We start from the raw sequence: 20,040 nt of genomic DNA on the forward strand, positions 1-20,040 counted from the left end.
CGGACTGTTCTTCTTTGATTGTGTCAAATAAGAACACTTCTTCCGTCAAACAGACCTTTTTTTGTCCTTAAATACCTGTACCTTTGTCCCGCTCAATTCAATAGGATTTTAAGGTATGAGACTAATCGTAAAAGGTACACTGACGCTCTTTCTTTTATTGTTAATCAGTATTCCTCTAAGCGCACAGTATGTAGTGCAAGGAGTGGTGACTGATTCTCTGACAAAAGAACCTCTACCTTATGCATCTGTACGTTTGAAAGACACGACTGAGGGAACTACGACCGGCAGTGATGGACGCTTTTATTTCAAGACCAACCGTTCCGAAGCAATTCTTGTGATATCGGTCATCGGCTATAACGAAAATAGTCGGAGGATTTATCCAGCCCGTAATTTATCCTACAAAGTAGCGCTTGCACCTACTGCTTATGACCTTTCTGAAGTCGTGGTAAAACCCAAACGAGAACGTTACCGGAAAAAAGATAATCCGGCAGTGGAGTTTGTTCGTCGGATGATTGAGGGTCGTGATAATTATTCTCCAAATGAAAAAGATTTTTGGCAACGCGAACGTTATGAGAAGACTACTTTCGCGCTGAATAATTTTGATGAAGAGAAGCAGAAGAAATGGTTATATCGTAAATTTGATTTTCTTACCGAGTATATAGATACTTCTGCCGTCACCGGTAAACCTATTCTTACCGTATCAGCCCGAGAGTTGCTTGCTACGGACTATTATCGGAAATCTCCCCGCTCCGAGAAACAATGGGTGAAAGGACGCAAACAGGCGGGTGTTGATGAGTTCCTTTCCAAACAAGGGATGCAGGCTGCTATCAACGAAGTTTTCAAGGATGTGGATATTTACGAAAATAACATTTCCCTGTTTACCAATAAGTTTGTCAGTCCACTGTCCCGAATTGGTACGGGATTCTATAAGTATTATCTGATGGATACATTGCAGATAGCCGGTGAACCTTGTGTGGATCTGGCTTTCACCCCATTTAACTCCGAGTCTTTCGGATTCAACGGACATCTGTATGTAGTGCTCGACTCTACTTATTTTGTCAAACGTGCCGTGTTCAACTTTCCCAAAAAGATAAACCTGAATTTTGTAGACTATATGTTGCTCGAACAGGAATTCAAACGTGCCGAAGACGGTACGCGCCTACTCGATCATGAAAGCATTACGGTTGAATTTAAGTTGACCGAAGGGCAGGATGGGATCTTTGCCCGTCGTGTGGCGGATTATAGCAATTATACATTTGCACCGACTGCAGAAGCCGACAAGGCTTTCACCAAGCCGGAACGTATCATTGAAGAAACGGAGGCTTTGGCGCGTTCCGAATCTTTTTGGGCGGAGAATCGCCCGGAAGCCGCTATCTCGCAACAAGAAAATTCGGTAGATCACTTGATGGCACAGTTGCGCAGTTATCCGGTCTATTATTGGACAGAGAAGGTGCTTTCTATCCTCTTTACCGGATATATCCCGACCTCTAAGGAAGCGCCTCTTTTCTATATTGGCCCGATGAACGCCACTATTAGCGGTAATACACTCGAAGGTCCCCGTATTCGTGCCGGAGGGATGACAACTGCCTGGCTTAATCCTCATCTGTTTGCAAAAGGGTACATTGCGTACGGTTTTAAGGATGAACGTGTGAAAGGATTGGCGGAACTGGAATATTCGTTCAAAAAGAAAAAAGAATATGCTAACGAATTTCCTATTCACTCTTTGAAGTTACATTACGAGTCTGATGTCAACCAATATGGACAAAACTACCTGTATACGAGTAAAGATAATGTGTTTCTAGCTTTGAAACGTGAAAAGGATGACCGTATCGGTTATTTCAAACAGGCGGAAATGACCTATACCAATGAATTCTATTCGGGCTTTTCTTTCCAATTGACAGCCCGCAGGCGGACGGATGAGTCTTCGTATCTGATTCCTTTTCTGCGAAAAGAAGGCGACGTTTATACTCCGGTCAAGGGTTTTTCTACCAGTGCGGCTGAGTTGAAGTTGCGTTATGCCCCTAATGAGAAGTTTTTCCAAACTCAATGGAACCGTTTCCCCGTTTCGTTGGATGCACCTGTCTTTACCTTATCGCATACTATTGCCGGTAAGGGTATTTTAGGTAGCGATTATACATATAACCATACTGAGGCCGGTATCCAGAAGCGGTTCTGGTTTTCTGCTTTCGGCTATACGGATATTATTCTGAAAGCGGGTAAAGTGTGGAACAAAGTTCCTTTCCCCTTGTTAATCATGCCCAATGCCAACCTTTCTTATACCATTCAGCCTGAATCTTATTCATTGATGAATGCGATGGAATTTATGAATGACGAATATTTCTCATGGGATGTTACCTATTTCCTCAACGGTTGGTTATTCAATCGTATTCCATTGTTAAAGAAGCTAAAATGGAGGGAGGTTGTCTCATGTCGCGGGTTGTATGGGCATTTAAGTGATAAGAACAATCCGGCCTTGAGTGATGGCTTGTTCGCTTTTCCGATAGCGAACACACAGTCAATGGGGAAAACACCATACGTGGAGGCGGGGATAGGTATTGAAAATATTCTCAAGGTATTACGCTTGGACTATGTGTGGAGGCTTACATACCGTGATGCACCCGGAATTGACAAATCAGGATTGAGGATAAGTCTCCACATGACCTTCTAAAAGTTAAATCCTGCTAATTGCCATGTTTATATGACAAATAAAGCTCGTTTTAATAATTAATTAATCTTATTTTTGCAACAATTTTAGTTTAATTTTAATAGAATAGAAATGAAACAAGAAATTAAGCCCGCTACCGGACGTCTCGGCGTGTTGGTAGTTGGAGTGGGTGGAGCAGTTGCTACCACAATGATTACGGGTACACTAGCCTCTCGCAAGGGACTGGCAAAACCGATAGGATCTATTTCACAGTTGGCTACTATGCGCATGGAAAACAATGAGGAAAAACTTATCAAAGATGTTGTACCTTTGACAGATTTGAATGACATTGTTTTCGGAGGTTGGGATATTTTCCCGGATAACGCATACGAGGCTGCTATGTATGCAGAAGTCTTGAAAGAAAAAGACCTGAACGGAGTAAAAGACGAATTGGAAGCCATCAAGCCAATGTCGGCAGCTTTCGATCACAATTTTGCTAAACGTCTGAATGGTACTTATATCAAGAATGCTGCTACCCGTTGGGACATGGTAGAACAACTCCGTCAGGATATCCGTGACTTTAAGGCTGCTAACAACTGCGACCGCATCGTTGTTCTTTGGGCTGCCAGCACAGAAATCTACGTTCCGTTGTCTGACGAACATCAGTCACTCGCTGCTTTGGAAAAAGCAATGAAGGAGAATAATACGGAAGTTATTTCTCCGAGTATGTGTTACGCTTATGCTGCTATTGCAGAAGGTGCTCCGTTTATTATGGGTGCTCCTAACTTGTGCGTAGATACTCCGGCTATGTGGGAATTCTCTAAAAAGATGAATGTGCCTATCTCAGGAAAAGACTTCAAGAGTGGTCAGACTTTGATGAAGACTGTATTGGCTCCGATGTTCAAGACTCGTATGTTGGGTGTGAGCGGTTGGTTCTCTACCAATATATTGGGTAATCGTGATGGTGAAGTGCTTGATCAGCCGGAAAACTTCAAAACAAAAGAAGTCAGCAAGCTGTCTGTAATCGATACTATCTTCGAACCTGAAAAATTCCCCGATCTTTACGGAGATGTTTATCATAAGGTACGTATCAACTACTATCCTCCTCGCAAAGACAACAAAGAAGCATGGGACAATATCGACATCTTCGGATGGATGGGCTATCCGATGGAAATCAAGGTAAATTTCCTTTGCCGTGACTCTATCCTTGCTGCTCCTATCGCGCTCGACCTTGTATTGTTCAGCGATTTGGCAATGCGTGCAGGTATGTGTGGCATCCAGACTTGGTTGTCATTCTTCTGCAAGAGCCCGATGCATGATTTTGAACACCAACCGGAACACGACTTGTTCACTCAATGGAGAATGGTAAAACAGACATTGCGTAACATGATTGGTGAAAAAGAACCTGATTATTTGGCTTAAATAGGAAGATATAATAGAATGAAATATGCGTTAATAGCCGCAGGGCAAGGTTCTCGCCTTGTCTCTGAAGGGGTGAAGGTTCCTAAACCGCTTGTACAAGTGGGGGGGACTCCTCTATTAAGCCGATTATTTCGCATTTTCCTTGATAATGATGCAGAGTCTATCTGCATCATTATTAATGAAGAAATGTCCGAAGTTCGTTGTTTTTTGGAACAACAACAGCGACAACTACCCATACCTCTGAATGTGATTGTAAAATCCACTCCCGATTCTTTCCATAGTTTTTATGAACTCATGCCTTATCTGCAAGGCGAAGGAAAATTCTGTCTGACAACGGTAGACCCGATCTTTCGTGAAGCAGAGTTTGCTGATTATATTCGTACTTTTCGTGCTGATGAATCTGCTGATGCTTTGATGGCTGTTACGGATTATATTGACGACGAACGTCCTCTTTATGTCAAGACAGCGGATAATTTGCGGATTACGGGATATGCCAGTGAGGCTTATGACGGCTTGCGTTATATATCGGGAGGAATTTATTGTATGAATCAGCGTGCTTTGGCACAGTTGCCTTTAGCGATGGAGGCAGGAGTTTCCCGTATGCGCGGTTTCCAGCAATATCTGGTTGATGCCGGTTTGCAGTTGCGGGCTTACCCATTCTCAAAAGTAATAGACATAGACCATGCGGCGGATGTGAAGAAAGCCGAACTTTTTTTAGATGAACAACTGATTAAATGAGATCCTTGATTTTTGCGGGAATACAGCGATATTCTCTTTTTTCACCCAATCATGTCGGCAATGATGCCGCCATCTTTTCGGCTGTTGCCCAGTATTTGAAAGAAAATGGTCATCAGGTGAATATGTATACGGAACAGGAATTCCTGACTAATTCGTTGAAAGGCGAGAAGTATATATTTACCATGATGCGTAGTAAGGCTTCTGTGCGGAAGTTGCAGAAGTTGGAAGAAAAAGAGGATTGCTTTGCGGTCAATTCCGGACATGGTATCGAGAATTGCACACGTGAGCGAATGACTACTCTGCTGCTTGAAAATCAGATTTCTCACCCTCGAAGTTTGATATGGGATACGAATGATGGTGTCCCCGAAGCATTGATAAAACCTGTATTTGAGCCTTGTTGGTTGAAACGTGCGGACTTTCATGCCATTCATCGTGAAGATGTAACGTTTGTACGTACTTCTGCCGAATTGCAGGAGGTCATTGCAGAATATGCTTTGCGTGGTATCGAACGTGTGGTGATTAATGAGCATTTGAAAGGTGATTTGGTTAAATTCTATGGAGTAGCCGGTACTGATTTCTTCTATTGGTTTTATCCGCAGGAGGGTAATCATAGCAAATTTGGCCTTGAAGAGATTAATGGTGCTCCGTCTGGCATTCCTTTCTCGGAAGAGGGGTTGCATCAACTTTGCAGTGATGCGGCGAAAGTGCTGGATGTGACGGTATATGGTGGCGACTGTATCGTAGCACCGGATGGAACGATTCGTATCATTGATTTTAACGATTGGCCTAGTTTTGCTCCTTGTCGTCAGGAAGCGGCGAAGGCGATTGGTGGAATTATCATAAGAAAAGTAGAGAACGTAGGATTATGAATAATGAAGTAAGTGCAAAAGGGCTGGAGGCAACCTTGAAGTCTACTGATACGGAAGAATGGATCGACTTGTTGTTCTACCGTCCTATCGGTTATCGTTGGGCTCTTCTGTTTCGTCGTTTGGGAGTTACTCCTAACGCTATCACCATAGCTTCTATCTTTTTGGGGATAGTTGCCGGTATATTGTTTTATTATAATGACCTGCTGATAAATATAATAGGTATGTGTTTGCTCGTTTGGGCGAATATGTATGACAGTGCTGACGGACAGTTAGCACGTATGACTGGGCAAAAGTCTGAAATTGGTCGTATTCTGGATGGAGTATCCGGTGATTTTTGGTTTATTTCTATTTATGTAGCTATCTGTTTACGACTGACACCGGAATGGGGGTATTGGATTTGGCTATTGGCTGCGGTAGCAGGATTTTCGCATAGTAAGCAGGCGGCTATGGCGGATTATTACCGGAATGTGCATCTTTTCTTCTTGAAAGGGAAATACGGCAGTGAGTTGGATAATTCCGTGCAACAACGCGAGTTGTATCTTTCGTTGTCATGGAAGAAAGACTTGGTGCGGAAAACATTCCTTTGGTTTTATACGGGTTATACGCATTCGCAGGAACAATTCTCTCCGGCTTTCCAGCGTTTTTTTGCAGCGTTACGTGCGAAATATGGCGAAGTATATCCGCAAGAGGTTAGAAACCGTTTTCGTGAAGGTAGTCTTCCATTAATGAAATACACCAATATTCTTTCATTCAATACACGTGTTATCGTGTTGTTTATTTCGTTATTGGTCAATCTGCCTTGGATTTATTTTGTCTTTGAACTGACCGTACTTAACGGATTACTGATATATATGATATGTCAGCACGAGCGGTTGTGCAGACAAATGTACCAAAACTTATAATATTTATGAAGAGTCGTTTTAGAAACATTTTCCTTGTGTTTGGCATTGTAGCTGTTGTTATCATGCTTTTCACTTTTGATGTATCTTATGAGGAGTTGTTGAACAATCTGAAGCGTGCGGGGATTTATCTGCCGTTGGTGTTGTTGCTGTGGCTGGTTATCTATGCCATTAATGCTCTTTCGTGGTATATTATTGTGCGTAGCGGGGGAAAAGTATCTTCATTGACTTTCTCTAAGTTGTATAAATTTACGGTCTCCGGATTTGCTATCAACTATGTTACTCCGGTGGGACTGATGGGAGGGGAGCCTTATCGTATCATGGAACTTACTCCCTACGTAGGAGTGGAACGTGCTACTTCGTCGGTCATCCTTTATGTAATGATGCACATTTTCTCGCATTTCTGTTTATGGTTGAGCGCTGTCGTAATTTATGCGGTGTTCTATCCTGTCAGTTGGGAAATGGGGATTGTGCTGGGATTGGTAACGGTTTTCTGTTTGCTGTTGAGTATCCTGTTTGTGAAGGGATACCGTCATGGGATGGCAGTGGCTTGTGTCCATTTGGGAAGTAAAATACCGTTTCTGAAGAAATGGGTTATCCGTTTCTCGGAGACTCATAAGGCGAAACTGGAAAATATAGATAGCCAGATTGCCTTGTTACATCGTCAAAAGAAAAGTACATTTTATAGTGCGTTGTTTTTGGAATATCTCGCACGTGTTGTTAGTTGTATGGAAGTATGGCTTATATTGAATGTGCTTACTACTAATGTCAGTTTTGTGAGTTGCGTTTTGATTTTGGCATTCTCTTCCTTACTGGCCAATTTATTGTTTTTCTTGCCTATGCAGTTAGGAGGCCGTGAAGGCGGATTTGCTTTGGCGGTAGGTGGTTTGTCCCTGTCGGGAGCCTATGGTGTATATACAGCACTGATCACCCGTGTTCGCGAATTATTCTGGATTGTGATAGGTCTTGCATTAATGAAGATAGGAAATAAAAAATGATAGATAAAGATAAGATAAAAGCGGTTGCTTTTGATTTTGGCGGAACGCTTGACTCGCCTTTTTTGCATTGGATGGATATTTACATTCATCTTTATACGATGAAGTTGAATCTTCCTTTGACAAAAGAAAATTTTCGAGATTCGTATGTGTATGCGGAGCGGATGATGGAGCAATTGCAACTAGTAAAGCCCGAACATTCCCTGCTTGAGACGCAGGCATTTAAGACCGACTTACAGTTTAAAAGTCTGATAGAACGTGGCGTTTTGCCGGATACACCGGAGAATAGGGAGGGGTTGCCTTTAAAAGCAGCCCGCCTTGTGACGGATTATTCATCGGATTATGTGGTCGCATCCCGTACTGTACTTGATGAGTTACATCGCTCATACACCCTGTTGCTTGTTTCCAATTATTATGGAAATCTTAAGAAGATTGTAACGGATTTGGGAATTGTATCTTATTTTCACTCTATCACAGATTCGACGCTTGAAGGTGTACGTAAGCCTGATCCTTCCTTGTGGAAACGGGCAATTGACCGTGCCGGATTTGCCTATGAAGAAGTGCTGGTTGTCGGTGACTCGATGAAAAATGACATTCAACCGGGATTGTCTCTTGGTTGTCAGGTTGTTCAAGGTTGTCCGGAAGGCAGAACAGGAGAAGTCGGTATACCTTTTATTACCCGTTTATCGGAGCTTCCGGCATTGCTTTCTATATAGTTTCAATAATAAAACGGCGTCTCGTTGCAACGAGGCGCCGTTTCTCTGTCTATTTGATTTCGATTTCTTCCTTCATATCGATTTCCTCTCCATGTGTATCGTAGAATACATATTGTAGGAAAGCGAGTTTCTGACTTGGAATAACCTTAATACCGAATCCGTATTTCATCTGCCATTTCCGTTTCAGAGAAACGAGTCCCTGATTGATATAGGCGGCAACATACGGATGGACATGTAACGAGAATTTCTTAACCTTCAGTTTGTTGACCAGGTAGTCAATTTTACTCTCCAAAGTGTCCGTAAAGAGAATGGACGATTTGATAGTGCCCTTGCCGAAGCAAGTAGGACAAGTTTCGGTCGTGTTGACGTCCATTGCCGGACGCACACGTTGGCGTGTAATCTGCATCAGCCCGAATTTGCTGAGCGGCAGAATATTATGCCGTGCCCTGTCTTTTTGCATATTGGCACACATACGTTCATAAAGCTTCTGACGGTTTTCGGCTTCATTCATGTCAATGAAGTCGACGACAATGATACCACCCATATCTCTTAATCTCAATTGGCGTGCCAGCTCATCGGCGGCTCCAAGATTTACTTCGAGTGCGTTACCTTCCTGCCCGTTGGCATTCTTGGTGCGGTTGCCGCTATTCACGTCTACTACGTGAAGCGCCTCAGTGTGCTCAATAATCAGATAGGCACCACTCTTGTAAGAGATTGTTTTACCAAACGATGATTTAATCTGTTTGGTGATACCAAAATTGTCGTAAATGGGAAGTTGGCCTTTGTACAGTTTTACGATATTGGCCCGGTCGGGCGCAATTAATGTTACGTAATCTTTAATTTCATTGTACACGGCCTCGTCGTTGACGTGGATGTTCTCAAAAGAAGGGTTGAAGAGGTCGCGCAACAAACCTACGGCGCGGCTGGTTTCTTCATAAATCAACGTCGGATACTTGGTGGCTTTCTGTACTTTCACCATTGCATCTTCCCAATGTTTGATCAGGACTCTAAGCTCTCCGTCGAGTTCGGCTACGCGTTTTCCTTCTGCTACGGTACGGACAATGACACCGAAGTTTTTCGGCTTGATACTCATCAGCAGTTGTTTCAGACGGGCGCGTTCTTCGCTCGATTTAATTTTTTGTGATACGGAAACCTTGTCATTGAAAGGGATGAGTACGAGATAGCGCCCTGCAAACGAAATTTCGGATGTCAGTCGCGGTCCCTTAGTGGAGATCGGTTCCTTTACGATTTGCACCACTACTTCTTGTCCCACCTTGAGTGTGTTGGATACAGTCCCATCCTTGTCGAGGTCGGGAAGCAGGGTTGCCTTGCTGATGGAGTTCAGCTTCTTTTTGTCGCTTAAAGTCTGCTTTACAAACTTTTCGAGTGAGTTAAATTGAGGACCCAAATCTAAATAATGGAGGAAAGCGTCTTTCTCGTAACCAACGTCCACAAAGCATGCATTCAGTCCGGGCATCAATTTCTTGATACGTCCTAAATACATATTGCCCACAGAAAAGGAAATATTTCTTCCTTCGCTTTGAAGTTCCACCAAGCTCTTATCTTCGAGAAGAGCGATGGAAACCTCTTTAGGCTGTACGTCAACTACTAGTTCACTTGTCACTGTTTTGTTTCCTTATTATTGATTGAATCTCATTTGTACGAACAACTATTTTAACAAATTGTTCATTTTGAGTTAACTACTTAAACAAAGAACAAACTTGAAAGACATTAGCTTCGCAAGTTTGTTCTTTATTTCTGTGTGATCCAGACCTAAAAATTATTTTTTGCTTTTATGTCTGTTCTTTCTTAATCTTTTTTTACGCTTGTGCGTAGACATTTTATGTCTTTTTTTCTTTTTTCCGCTTGGCATAGCTTCACATTTTATGGGTTAATACTCTTGTTTATTATTTCTTTACTGAAATTGTAAATGTCTTAGCCGGTTTGAAAGCCGGAATGTTGTGCTCAGGGATAATGATAGTAGTATTCTTTGAAATATTACGAGCAGTTTTCTGTGCTCTTTTTTTCACTACGAAACTACCAAATCCACGTAAATACACATTTTCATCGTTAGACAAAGAATCTTTTACGGCATCCATGAAGGCTTCTACTGTAGTAAGAACTGTCTGCTTATCAATCCCAGTTTTCTTTGTAATCTCGTTTACAATATCTGCTTTAGTCATTTTTCCTTAAAAAAAAATATTATTACTATGTTATTGCTAATTTTTTGGACTGCAAATATATAGCTTTTTAAGCTCCTAAAAAAATATATTCTACACATTTTTCTAAAAAAAATGGTTGCATAGAGGTTTCTTAGAACCAAAAGAGTTACTTTTGTCGGAAAAAAGATATACTGATGTGCCAATATGCTAATATGTTTACGGAAACGATTATAGAATGGTATAAAGAAAATAAACGTGATTTGCCGTGGCGTGATTCTTCTGATCCTTATTTGATATGGATTTCGGAAGTCATTCTTCAACAGACGCGTGTAGTTCAAGGATATGATTATTTCCTTCGTTTTATCGGACGCTTTCCCGATGTATCTACATTGGCGGATGCGGAGGAGGACGAGGTGATGAAGTATTGGCAGGGGTTGGGATATTATTCCCGTGCCCGCAATCTTCATGCGGCGGCAAAAAGCATGAATGGTGTTTTTCCGAAAACGTATCCGGAGGTACTGGCTTTGAAAGGAGTAGGGGAATATACGGCGGCTGCCATCTGTTCGTTTGCATATAATATGCCTTATGCGGTGGTGGACGGGAATGTGTATCGTGTACTTTCGCGCTATTTTGGTATTGAAACACCGATTGACTCGACAGCAGGGAAGAAACTGTTTACAGAATTGGCGAACGAGATGTTGGACAAGAAACAGCCTGCCCTGTATAATCAGGGAATTATGGATTTCGGGGCGATTCAATGTACACCGCAGTCACCCGACTGTCTGTTTTGTCCGTTATCTGTCGGCTGTTCGGCTTTATCGAAAGGGCTGGTTACCGTGCTTCCGGTGAAGCAACATAAGACGAAGTCAACGAATCGTTACTTCAATTATATTTATGTACGTGCGGGCGCGCATACCTTTATTAATAAACGGACGGATAATGATATTTGGAAGAATTTGTTTGAACTGCCTTTAATAGAGACTTCATCCTCTTTGCCGGAAGAAGAGTTTTTGGCTTTGCCGGAATTTCAGACGTTGTTTGCCCCCGGAGAGCAACCTGTGGTGCGTCCGGTATGCAGAGAGGTAAAACATATATTGTCGCATCGGGTGATTTATGCTAATTTTTATGAAGTGATATTGCCCGAAGGAACTGCTTCTTTCGGTAAATTCCAAAAAATAAAAGCTGAGGAATTGGAGCGATACGCTGTTTCCCGCTTGGTGCACGCTTTCATTGAGAAGTATATCGATCTGAAATAAAAGTTATAACAATTCTTGCATTCTATTGTTATTCTGTTTAATTTTGGCAGCAGATTTGGATTTAAGAATCATAAACTTGATACGTATATGTCAGTAAATAAAGTGATATTGTTGGGAAACGTGGGTCAGGATCCACGTGTAAAATACTTCGATGCAGGCTCGGCTGTAGCTACTTTTCCGTTGGCAACAACAGAACGCGGTTATACGTTAGCAAATGGGACTCAGATTCCCGACAGGACAGAGTGGCATAATATCGTTGCATCCAACCGTTTGGCTGAGATTGTAGACAAATACGTACACAAAGGTGACAAGTTGTATCTGGAAGGAAAGATTAGAACCCGTTCGTACACAGATCAGGCAGGTGCTACACGTTATACTACAGAGATTTATGTAGATAATATGGAAATGCTGACTCCGAAAGGAACTAACCCCGGTGCGGGTGCTACAGCTTCCATGCAGCAACCCGTTGCCGCTTCGGTACAGCAGCCGCAACAGTCACAGCAATCGCAGGCTCAATCAATACAAGATAATTCGGCGGATGATTTGCCGTTCTAGATAATATGGTAGTGTGCCGACTGGCTTTCGCAAACTTATAGGCACATTATCTTTTGTTTAACTAAAATATAGAATCTTTGGACTCAGATGGTTATTTAAGCCAGTTAGCTGGCATTTTCGACGGTATTACCGTACTTACTCCTTCTATCTCTGCTATTATCGCCATAGTATTGGCTGGTGTGCTCCTGCTTGCTTCCGGTTTTGCTTCGGCTTCTGAAATAGCTTTTTTCTCGCTTTCTCCTTCGGACCGGAATGATATTGACGAACGCAATCATCCTTCCGATGAAAAAATAAGTGCACTTCTTGGTGATTCCGAACGCCTTCTGGCGACGATACTGATCACTAATAACTTTGTGAACGTGACTATTATCATGCTCTGCAATTTCTTTTTCATGAATGTGTTTATCTTCCATTCTCCATTGGCAGAGTTTCTTATACTGACTGTAATACTTACTTTTCTGTTATTGTTGTTCGGTGAAATAATGCCGAAGATCTATTCTGCACAGAAAACTTTGGCTTTTTGCCGTTTCTCCGCACCGGGAATTTATTATCTGGAGAAGATATTTCGTCCGGTGGCTACTGTCTTGGTACGTTCAACAGCTTTTCTTAATAAGCATTTCGCCAAAAAGAGTCATAATATCTCTGTTGACGAGTTGTCGCACGCATTAGAACTGACAGATAAAGCGGAACTGTCTGAGGAAAATAATATCTTGGAAGGAATTATCCGTTTTGGCGGAGAAACAGTGAAGGAGGTGATGACATCACGTCTGGATATGGTCGATTTGGATATCCGTACACCTTTCAAGGAGGTGATGCAATGTATCATTGAGAACGCTTATTCGCGTATTCCTATCTATTCCGGTTCGCGGGATAATATCAAGGGAGTGTTGTATATCAAGGATCTTTTGCCTCATGTGAACAAAGGAGATAACTTTCGTTGGCAATCGTTAATTCGTCTGGCCTATTTTGTGCCGGAGACGAAGATGATCGATGACTTGTTGCGTGATTTTCAGGCGAATAAGATTCATATAGCCATTGTGGTTGATGAATTCGGAGGAACGTCCGGATTGGTGACGATGGAAGATATTATTGAAGAAATTGTGGGTGAGATTCATGATGAATATGACGATGAAGAACGTACATACGTTGTATTGAACGACCATACTTGGATTTTTGAAGCAAAGACACAATTGACCGATTTTTATAAGATTGTAAAAGTAGACGAAGATGAGTTTGAGAAGGTGATAGGGGATGCGGATACTTTGGCTGGTATGTTGCTTGAGATAAAGGGGGAATTTCCAGCCTTACACGAGAAGGTGACTTATCATAATTATGAATTCGAAGTACTGGAGATGGACAGTCGCCGTATCTTGAAAGTGAAGTTTACGATTTTGCCAAAAGAACCTGAAGTATCGGAAGGAAAAGAATAAGATGGCGTTATACCTGCAACATAGGGAAGACGGCATACAATGGGCTGTCTGGAAGATGGAAGAGCCTTTGGACGTATTATTGTCTTTGTTGCCCAATACACGGAAAATATCTTCTGAAAAGGAATTACCGCGTTTTACTTCTGAACGTCGGAAGATGGAATGGTTGTCTGTTCGTGTTTTGTTGTATTCGATGTTACAGGAAGACAAAGAGATTGTTTACTCTTCCGAAGGAAAACCGTTTCTTTCCGATCATTCCTTTTATATCAGTATTTCTCATACGAAAGGATATGTGGCGGTAGCACTTAGTTCTTTGAATTCTGTTGGCATTGATATTGAACAATACGGGCAACGGGTTCATCGGGTATCCGACCGTTATATCCGCCCTGATGAACAGGTAGAATCTTATCAGGAAGATTTGACTTGGGGGCTGTTGTTGTATTGGTCTGCTAAAGAAACAATCTTCAAGCGCATGGAGAACGCCGATGCAGATTTCCGTAAACTTCGTCTGGCGCATTTTATTCCTCAAGTGGAGGGAACATTTCAGGTTCAGGAATTCGCAACGCAGCAACAGAAACTCTATACGGTTGGTTATCGTATTGAGCCGGATTTTGTGTTGACGTGGACGGAGAACTGAGTGCAGGCTGAATAAGAAATGTTCACTAATGCTTTTGACGGACATTTACTGATTTGTGTAATTCATTCTTCTGTTGTTATATTCTCGATTTGTACCCACAAGAACATATGGTAGAGAATAAAAAGAAGCGTCAGACTTCCCAAAAAGTAGCCTAACGCTTTTTTATTATTTTTGCGACTATTTGTCTTTTTATCTATAAATCACACTCTTGTTATTGGAAAGTTATGGTTGACGGGAACCAATATTCACCGGTGTAATCAATAATAGCTTTTTGGGTTCCGGTCACTCCATCGACTACGTAAATATAGGTATTTAAATAATGTGCTCCCCATCCGTCTTCTGTATAAATGAGGTATACGTCACCATTTTGGGGATTTACCTGTATGCCTGCACCATATCCGGAGTAATTTGTTGGAGCAGTGAAGAATTTATTTACGTTTTGAGTAGTAATATCAAATTTATAGATATCTGTGCCATTGAAATTAGGTGCATGAGCAAAATATAGGGCGTTTTCTGTAATGGAAGCACATAATCCACTTGGTTTATAAGTAGTATCAATAAAGATTTTTAAGTTGTTGGGTAATTGAATTTCTTCACTCTCTAAACTGTTTGGATTAATTTTTACCAGTTTATTACTATTTGCTGCCCAAAGCATACCATCTTTAGTTAGAGCGAATCCTGTTTTGATTTCAGTTCCAATTTGCTTGTTAAAGGAAAGATCGTTTATATTATATACTTTGACTGTTTCTTGACTACGAATAAAGAGATAATTTTCTGTTTTGTAAATATCTTCTTTATCATTTTTAACGTTGTCCATATCATTTAGCTTCTCTCCTAATGTCAGTGGATTTAGGTTCACTTTGAATGCCCCATTTGTAGTCGTTAATATACCGGTTTGGTCATTAATGATACAAAAATTGTTACCCTGCCCGTTATCACCAAGACCATCTTCTATTTTGTCAACAATAGAGTAATTGGAAAGTTCTGCTTTTACAAGGAAGGGTGAATCCTTGGATACGATGTATATATAGTTTCCATTAACTACTCCTACTGTTGATGTATTACCTAATTCACTAATGATTTTGTAATTCCATTCTCCTTTTTGATATCTGTTGACACTACCGGGAGTCCCATATTTTCCTTCATTTACTACATAAAAACTACTTGGATACATTTGGGCATTGATACTGATGGATTTTTGGAAGTTATCATTATTATTGATAATATTAAGGGTTATTGTGTAAGTTCCCTTCTCGTTAGCCATGAATGTATAATTACTCTCATTTGATACACTTTCACCGTTTACTTCCCAATTATACTCAATCTCGCCTTGAGTATTAGTATTATTTATTTGGGCTTCTAATTGAATAATTTGGCCTACGTTAACTGTTGCACCATCTTCAATACCTAGAGTGATTTCAACTTTTGGATCATCATCGTCACTACATGATGATGAAATGAATGGCAATACCAGCAATGCCAACATATATAGTTGGCTAACTAAGAATTTCATCTTTTTCATTCTTCTTTTAATTAAATAATTTATACATAATTGTTTATTGTTTCCCAAAATGTAAATCTTCAATAGCTTGTATTTCGGTTGAAATTTCTCCCATCCACCCTGTATTTTGATTGACAGCTGTGTAAATTCTAACGAAATCAATGCCATCTAATTGAACGGGATGTCCATTTTTGTCTACTGCCCAGTCTATTTGAAATTTACTTTTTTCCGTGTTATTAGGGTGATTGTCTGCATATCCGTATGGATAGCAGTATCCTACCCAATGTTCTGGCATATCTTCACGAGGTTCATTCACAGCGTTATTTTTCAAACGGCTACCATGAAATGTCATCTCGTTCTCTTCTATCCATAATGGATAATATGAATTGGTAGTATAGAAATCATTTCTGTTTACATATCCCTCGTTTCCTTGATTATCTGTCCATTTAACTTTATCCAATATTGATGTGGGACGGTGATAAGTAATAGTATAATTTTTTATAGTTGCGGAAGACGTATATTCGCTGCCGGCAAGCTCATACCATTCATCATCAGGTAATTGGTTACCATTAACATCTTTCGAAACTAATACAATGCCTGGCTCTGAGCTTCCACCAAGCTTTCCAGTTAATGTCCCGAATGTGTCATAGTACGCGTTGCCATATATTTTGAAATCATATTCTCCGGGAACGTTAGGTACTGTATGATCAAATCCTACCGTGATATAACCTCCGTATGCTCCAAGACTAAGAAGACATAGGTCTGGATCTTTGAGTAGCTCTTCTGCATATTTTCTCACATCTTCAGATGTATAGTTTTCTTTATAAGCAGTTGTGGATGTATTCATAAACTGGCAGGGGGCCGGCCTGTATTCCAATACTCTATTGGCAAATGCAGAGGGGGCATTCGGATCCGAGTTCTCTTCACTGCTGTCTCCTGATGATACTTTGTTGCTGAACACAACGGTATTAGGGTTCAGTCCGACACGGTTGATTCTGAATTGCAACTGTCCGTTTAGATTGAAGCAAAGTATGTCACCGGTTATGGTGTAACTATATGCTTCCGTTATGTAGATATTGTCACTGTATGGATTGATATTAATACCGTAAGGGGTGTTGATCCGAGTTCCGTCTGTGATAAAGTTGTCGCGTATAGTCTGTCCGGTCTTTAGATTGAAAACCTTGATAGAAGATGACTCTGTATTGTAGTTGTAATTATATAAATAAGCGATATTGCCACTGATTGCAAAATTCATGACTTTTTCGTCATAAATATGTGCTACTTCATCTGTTCTGCAGTCTATCTTTACAAAGTGGAAGTCACCATCTGCTATGTTATTTCCATGAGTAGCTACATAAACTGTTTCGTCTGGTCCTGGTACAATACATCCGGGATTGGGACCGACTGTTACTTTCTTTATTTCTGTAAAGGAAGTGATGTCGATCACGGAAACTGTATTGTCTACACCTAAGCCTGCAGAATAATCCAAACCACCGGAATTGGATACATATAGTTTGTCATTTTGTATACAGATATTTTCCGGGTTTCTTCCGGCTCTTGTCAAGGCATCTATTTCTAAGGAAGTAGTGTCGATCCGTGCAACGGTACCATCGTATGAACATACGTATGCCTTGTCTTTATGAAACGTGATATGGCGTGGCTGTCGTGAACTGCCGTTTTCTGCCAGCATAGGGATTTGTTTGATAGAAACTCCTGTTTGGAAGTCTATTACTTCAATGGTACTGGATACATTGACTACAATGTATAATTTGCCACCATATAATGCCATATCATTGGCTGTATCACCCAACCCTCGTTTGTTTAGGTCCTTGAAGTAATTTTTAGTAAGCTTTCCCTTTTTGAACGAATAACGGGCCAAAGAACTGTTATTCAAGTTAAACAATCCTTCGCTTAATATATATAGCTCTGCAGTTCCGGTTTCGGAGATATTACTGCCATCAATGTTGGGGATAGATGGCTTGTCCTCCATATCATCACAGGCAATGAATAACAGTAAGAGCATCCATAACCATGTCTGCAATATATATTTTCTATTTATAGTTATTTGTTTCATAGTTAATATTTGATACTGAACGTTGCTCTAACAGAACGTCCGGGCATTGGAAAGTTCTTGATAATCTCATAATTGTTATTGGCTATATTTAATACTTCTATATGAATAGAAGTATTAATCTTCCGTATAGTTAACTCCCTCCCCACAGAGATACTATGGTCACTATAACTCTCCATTCTATTCTCTGTGATATTTTCTCCTTGTGTATATCGTTTTCCTGAGAACAGGAATGAGTAAGATAAATTAACCCAAGACGTTTCGATACCTACCTGTCCCGAACCGGAAACACGGGGGGTATAAGCTATCTGATGTTTGTAAGTTCTCCCTTCTTCGGAAGCAGGGTCGGGGTTGGTTACATCCAAAGCCTGTTGGTATGTATAATTCCCCGAAAGATTGATACGGAGCTTTTCACAAGGCTGGAGGGACACGTTACCTGTGACATCAATGCCTTTGATTTCTACACTGCCGAGATTTCTCATACTCCAGACAGCAAGGTTCTTGGTAGGATAGGCAATGATTTTATCCGTTATCTTGTTGTAATACGCATCAACAGTTGCCGAGAGATAAGGCAGGAACGGGCATACATCCTTACTGTATGTCAGACCGATATTATACTGCCGTGCATTCTCCGGCTTCAGCTTATTGTTTCCTGTTTCGCCGTAGTATAAATCGTTGAAGCTTGGCAGGCGAAAGATATCTTTATAGAAAATTCTGATGCGGAATTCTTCCTTGTCGAAAGGTTTGAATGAAGCACTTACATACGGAGAAAGTTTACGGTGATTACCTGCACTTCCCCCTTTATCGGCCTGCTCGTAGATGACAGTTGCCAAAGCGGATGCAGAGAGAGTAAGCCAATTGTTTACATATTTTCCCGCAAAAGCTGTCAGCCACGAATAGCGCGTAGGATGGGCAAAGTCATTTAGATTGGCATTCATCGTGTTGATACTTCCGTCAGAAGAAAGCGAAAAAGACAAATTATTCAATAACCTGTAAAGCATGGACCCCGAAAGGTAATACTCCTGCTGGTAATAACTGTTCTCTATTTCTCCGGTAGAACCTTTGTAGTCGGGATCTAAATAACGTTGATAGCTCCAATTCCACTTGGCAGAAGTCTGGAACACCCATTGCCGGTTAAATTCTTTCTTGTATTGACTTTGAATAAATGTGTTCTTGTCCCAAAGACGTTGTGAAGAATGAGTATAATAGAAAGTTGTGGCATTGGGCAATCCGCGGGAAGATTGGAAATAATAGGCTTTTAGCCTCCATTGTTCTTTGTCGGAGAAGTTTCCGTAAAGCCCGGCTTCTGCACGAAATGTCTGTACATCCGTGTTCTTTCGCTTTTCCCGTGAACTCAGATCCCCTTCTTCATTTCCGTAATATAAAGTATATGGATAATGCCCGTCCGATGACATCCATTCGCCGTTGGCAGATACAGTCCATTTCCGACTGATCCGTTGTTCCAATAACAGACTGGGATTGACCAATCCCCATGAACCGGTCTTGAAAGACGCACTTATATTCGTGTGCTTTCCGTCCTCAAATCGGGGAGTGAGTGTTTGTATATTCAGTATCCCTGCTGAAGCAAAGAAACGGGCAGGCTGGAAGATGTTGTCGCTTTGACCGTTACTCAACGACAGTTGGTCGACATTATCGAGAGAGAAACGTCCAAGGTCGATTTGTCCCGTTTGACAGTCAGTCAGTGTGATTCCATCGTAACCTACAGCAGTATGTTGCGCACCCAGACTTCGTATGGATATCGTTTTCAGTCCGCCGATCCCCCCGTAATCTTTCACAGTTACTCCTGCAAAATGTTTCACGGCATCGGAAACCTGCAGGGCATTCAGATTCTTTAAAGCGTCTTTAGAAAATATCTGTAATGGAGCGGTAGAGCGAACCTCACGGGTCTGATGAATATCGGAAACGGTTATTTCGGGGATGTAATAGGTACGTGCGGTATCCACCCTTTGCTGTTGTGCAAAAAGTGAAGTCGATAAAAACAGGTTGCAGCTTACTGCAAAGATTGCTAAAGTCCTCTTTTCCATTTCCTCTTTTTAGGTTTAAAAGTGTCCGGGCGAAATCCCTTCGACCGGACACGCATAAATAAACTTTTGGCAGAGTTTATTATAACATACTTTCTCTGAATCA

Annotated in this window: 16 protein-coding genes; 11 read left to right on the top strand and 5 right to left on the bottom strand. The window is 41.2% G+C overall.

What is annotated here, in order from left to right; all coding sequences use genetic code 11:
- Nucleotides 1–115 precede the first annotated feature (115 nt).
- From BACFIN_RS15815 to BACFIN_RS15785, 7 genes are all read left to right on the top strand, one after another.
- Nucleotides 116–2,668 (top strand): DUF5686 and carboxypeptidase-like regulatory domain-containing protein, encoded by a 2,553-nt coding sequence (locus BACFIN_RS15815; protein WP_007749636.1) that lies wholly within the window; start codon nt 116–118, stop codon nt 2,666–2,668.
- Between the two features lie 108 nt (nt 2,669–2,776).
- Nucleotides 2,777–4,066, top strand: coding sequence for an inositol-3-phosphate synthase (locus tag BACFIN_RS15810; RefSeq protein WP_007749638.1), 1,290 nt, complete (start codon nt 2,777–2,779; stop codon nt 4,064–4,066).
- Between the two features lie 18 nt (nt 4,067–4,084).
- Complete coding sequence (locus BACFIN_RS15805) at nt 4,085–4,804, top strand: nucleotidyltransferase family protein (RefSeq protein ID WP_007749641.1); 720 nt, start codon at nt 4,085–4,087, stop codon at nt 4,802–4,804.
- Nucleotides 4,801–5,673: a hypothetical protein gene (locus tag BACFIN_RS15800; RefSeq protein WP_007749659.1), complete on the top strand. Its 873-nt coding sequence runs from the start codon at nt 4,801–4,803 to the stop codon at nt 5,671–5,673. The genes BACFIN_RS15805 and BACFIN_RS15800 overlap by 4 nt, the downstream gene beginning before the upstream one ends.
- Nucleotides 5,670–6,575, top strand: a complete 906-nt coding sequence (locus BACFIN_RS15795; RefSeq protein ID WP_007749661.1) for a CDP-alcohol phosphatidyltransferase family protein — start codon at nt 5,670–5,672, stop codon at nt 6,573–6,575. Before BACFIN_RS15800 ends, BACFIN_RS15795 begins: the two co-directional genes overlap by 4 nt.
- A gap of 5 nt (nt 6,576–6,580) precedes the next feature.
- Nucleotides 6,581–7,570, top strand: a complete 990-nt coding sequence (locus tag BACFIN_RS15790; protein WP_007749663.1) for a lysylphosphatidylglycerol synthase transmembrane domain-containing protein — start codon at nt 6,581–6,583, stop codon at nt 7,568–7,570.
- Nucleotides 7,567–8,283, top strand: a complete 717-nt coding sequence (locus BACFIN_RS15785; protein WP_007749665.1) for an HAD family hydrolase — start codon at nt 7,567–7,569, stop codon at nt 8,281–8,283. The genes BACFIN_RS15790 and BACFIN_RS15785 overlap by 4 nt, the downstream gene beginning before the upstream one ends.
- Nucleotides 8,284–8,332: 49 nt before the next feature.
- On the opposite strand, the gene BACFIN_RS15780 is transcribed toward BACFIN_RS15785, so the two are convergent.
- Together BACFIN_RS15780 and BACFIN_RS15775 are read right to left on the bottom strand one after the other, a co-directional pair.
- Complete coding sequence (locus BACFIN_RS15780) at nt 8,333–9,907, bottom strand: Rne/Rng family ribonuclease (RefSeq protein WP_007749668.1); 1,575 nt, start codon at nt 9,905–9,907, stop codon at nt 8,333–8,335.
- Between the two features lie 283 nt (nt 9,908–10,190).
- Nucleotides 10,191–10,466: an HU family DNA-binding protein gene (locus tag BACFIN_RS15775; RefSeq protein WP_004300646.1), complete on the bottom strand. Its 276-nt coding sequence runs from the start codon at nt 10,464–10,466 to the stop codon at nt 10,191–10,193.
- A gap of 173 nt (nt 10,467–10,639) precedes the next feature.
- Here BACFIN_RS15775 and mutY point away from each other — a divergent pair, with 173 nt between their 5' ends.
- The 4 genes from mutY (at nt 10,640) to BACFIN_RS15755 (ending at nt 14,320) form a co-directional block, all read left to right on the top strand.
- On the top strand, nt 10,640–11,701 hold the full coding sequence (mutY, locus tag BACFIN_RS15770; protein WP_032839199.1) for an A/G-specific adenine glycosylase: 1,062 nt from the start codon (nt 10,640–10,642) through the stop codon (nt 11,699–11,701).
- A gap of 87 nt (nt 11,702–11,788) precedes the next feature.
- A complete protein-coding gene (locus BACFIN_RS15765) occupies nt 11,789–12,256 on the top strand; it encodes a single-stranded DNA-binding protein (protein ID WP_007749679.1) in 468 nt (155 codons plus the stop codon).
- 77 nt (nt 12,257–12,333) lie between these two features.
- Nucleotides 12,334–13,686 (top strand): gliding motility-associated protein GldE, encoded by a 1,353-nt coding sequence (locus BACFIN_RS15760; protein ID WP_007749681.1) that lies wholly within the window; start codon nt 12,334–12,336, stop codon nt 13,684–13,686.
- 1 nt (nt 13,687) lies between these two features.
- A complete protein-coding gene (locus BACFIN_RS15755) occupies nt 13,688–14,320 on the top strand; it encodes a 4'-phosphopantetheinyl transferase family protein (protein WP_007749682.1) in 633 nt (210 codons plus the stop codon).
- 211 nt (nt 14,321–14,531) lie between these two features.
- Here BACFIN_RS15755 and BACFIN_RS15750 read toward each other — a convergent pair whose 3' ends face one another.
- Genes BACFIN_RS15750 through BACFIN_RS15740 form a run of 3 tightly spaced genes read right to left on the bottom strand, consistent with a single transcriptional unit; the run spans nt 14,532 to nt 19,937 of the window.
- Nucleotides 14,532–15,842: a DUF5074 domain-containing protein gene (locus BACFIN_RS15750; RefSeq protein WP_007749683.1), complete on the bottom strand. Its 1,311-nt coding sequence runs from the start codon at nt 15,840–15,842 to the stop codon at nt 14,532–14,534.
- 34 nt (nt 15,843–15,876) lie between these two features.
- Nucleotides 15,877–17,895, bottom strand: coding sequence for a YncE family protein (locus tag BACFIN_RS15745; protein ID WP_007749684.1), 2,019 nt, complete (start codon nt 17,893–17,895; stop codon nt 15,877–15,879).
- Nucleotides 17,896–17,897: 2 nt separating this feature from the next.
- The gene (locus BACFIN_RS15740; RefSeq protein WP_007749687.1) at nt 17,898–19,937 is read right to left on the bottom strand and encodes a TonB-dependent receptor plug domain-containing protein; all 2,040 of its coding nucleotides are present in this window, start codon (nt 19,935–19,937) and stop codon (nt 17,898–17,900) included.
- Nucleotides 19,938–20,040 lie beyond the last annotated feature (103 nt).

The organism is Bacteroides finegoldii DSM 17565, assembly GCF_000156195.1.
GTDB classification, from domain to species: domain Bacteria; phylum Bacteroidota; class Bacteroidia; order Bacteroidales; family Bacteroidaceae; genus Bacteroides; species Bacteroides finegoldii.

Bases quoted from the DNA above. Each gene is read 5' to 3' on its own strand.
- BACFIN_RS15815 (WP_007749636.1), top strand. From the start codon at position 116: ATGAGACTAATCGTAAAAGGTACACTGACGCTCTTTCTTTTATTGTTA.
- BACFIN_RS15810 (WP_007749638.1), top strand. From the start codon at position 2,777: ATGAAACAAGAAATTAAGCCCGCTACCGGACGTCTCGGCGTGTTGGTA.
- BACFIN_RS15805 (WP_007749641.1), top strand. From the start codon at position 4,085: ATGAAATATGCGTTAATAGCCGCAGGGCAAGGTTCTCGCCTTGTCTCT.
- BACFIN_RS15800 (WP_007749659.1), top strand. From the start codon at position 4,801: ATGAGATCCTTGATTTTTGCGGGAATACAGCGATATTCTCTTTTTTCA.
- BACFIN_RS15795 (WP_007749661.1), top strand. From the start codon at position 5,670: ATGAATAATGAAGTAAGTGCAAAAGGGCTGGAGGCAACCTTGAAGTCT.
- BACFIN_RS15790 (WP_007749663.1), top strand. From the start codon at position 6,581: ATGAAGAGTCGTTTTAGAAACATTTTCCTTGTGTTTGGCATTGTAGCT.
- BACFIN_RS15785 (WP_007749665.1), top strand. From the start codon at position 7,567: ATGATAGATAAAGATAAGATAAAAGCGGTTGCTTTTGATTTTGGCGGA.
- BACFIN_RS15775 (WP_004300646.1), bottom strand. From the start codon at position 10,466: ATGACTAAAGCAGATATTGTAAACGAGATTACAAAGAAAACTGGGATT.
- mutY (WP_032839199.1), top strand. From the start codon at position 10,640: ATGTGCCAATATGCTAATATGTTTACGGAAACGATTATAGAATGGTAT.
- BACFIN_RS15765 (WP_007749679.1), top strand. From the start codon at position 11,789: ATGTCAGTAAATAAAGTGATATTGTTGGGAAACGTGGGTCAGGATCCA.
- BACFIN_RS15755 (WP_007749682.1), top strand. From the start codon at position 13,688: ATGGCGTTATACCTGCAACATAGGGAAGACGGCATACAATGGGCTGTC.
- BACFIN_RS15750 (WP_007749683.1), bottom strand. From the start codon at position 15,842: ATGAAAAAGATGAAATTCTTAGTTAGCCAACTATATATGTTGGCATTG.
- BACFIN_RS15745 (WP_007749684.1), bottom strand. From the start codon at position 17,895: ATGAAACAAATAACTATAAATAGAAAATATATATTGCAGACATGGTTA.
- BACFIN_RS15740 (WP_007749687.1), bottom strand. From the start codon at position 19,937: ATGGAAAAGAGGACTTTAGCAATCTTTGCAGTAAGCTGCAACCTGTTT.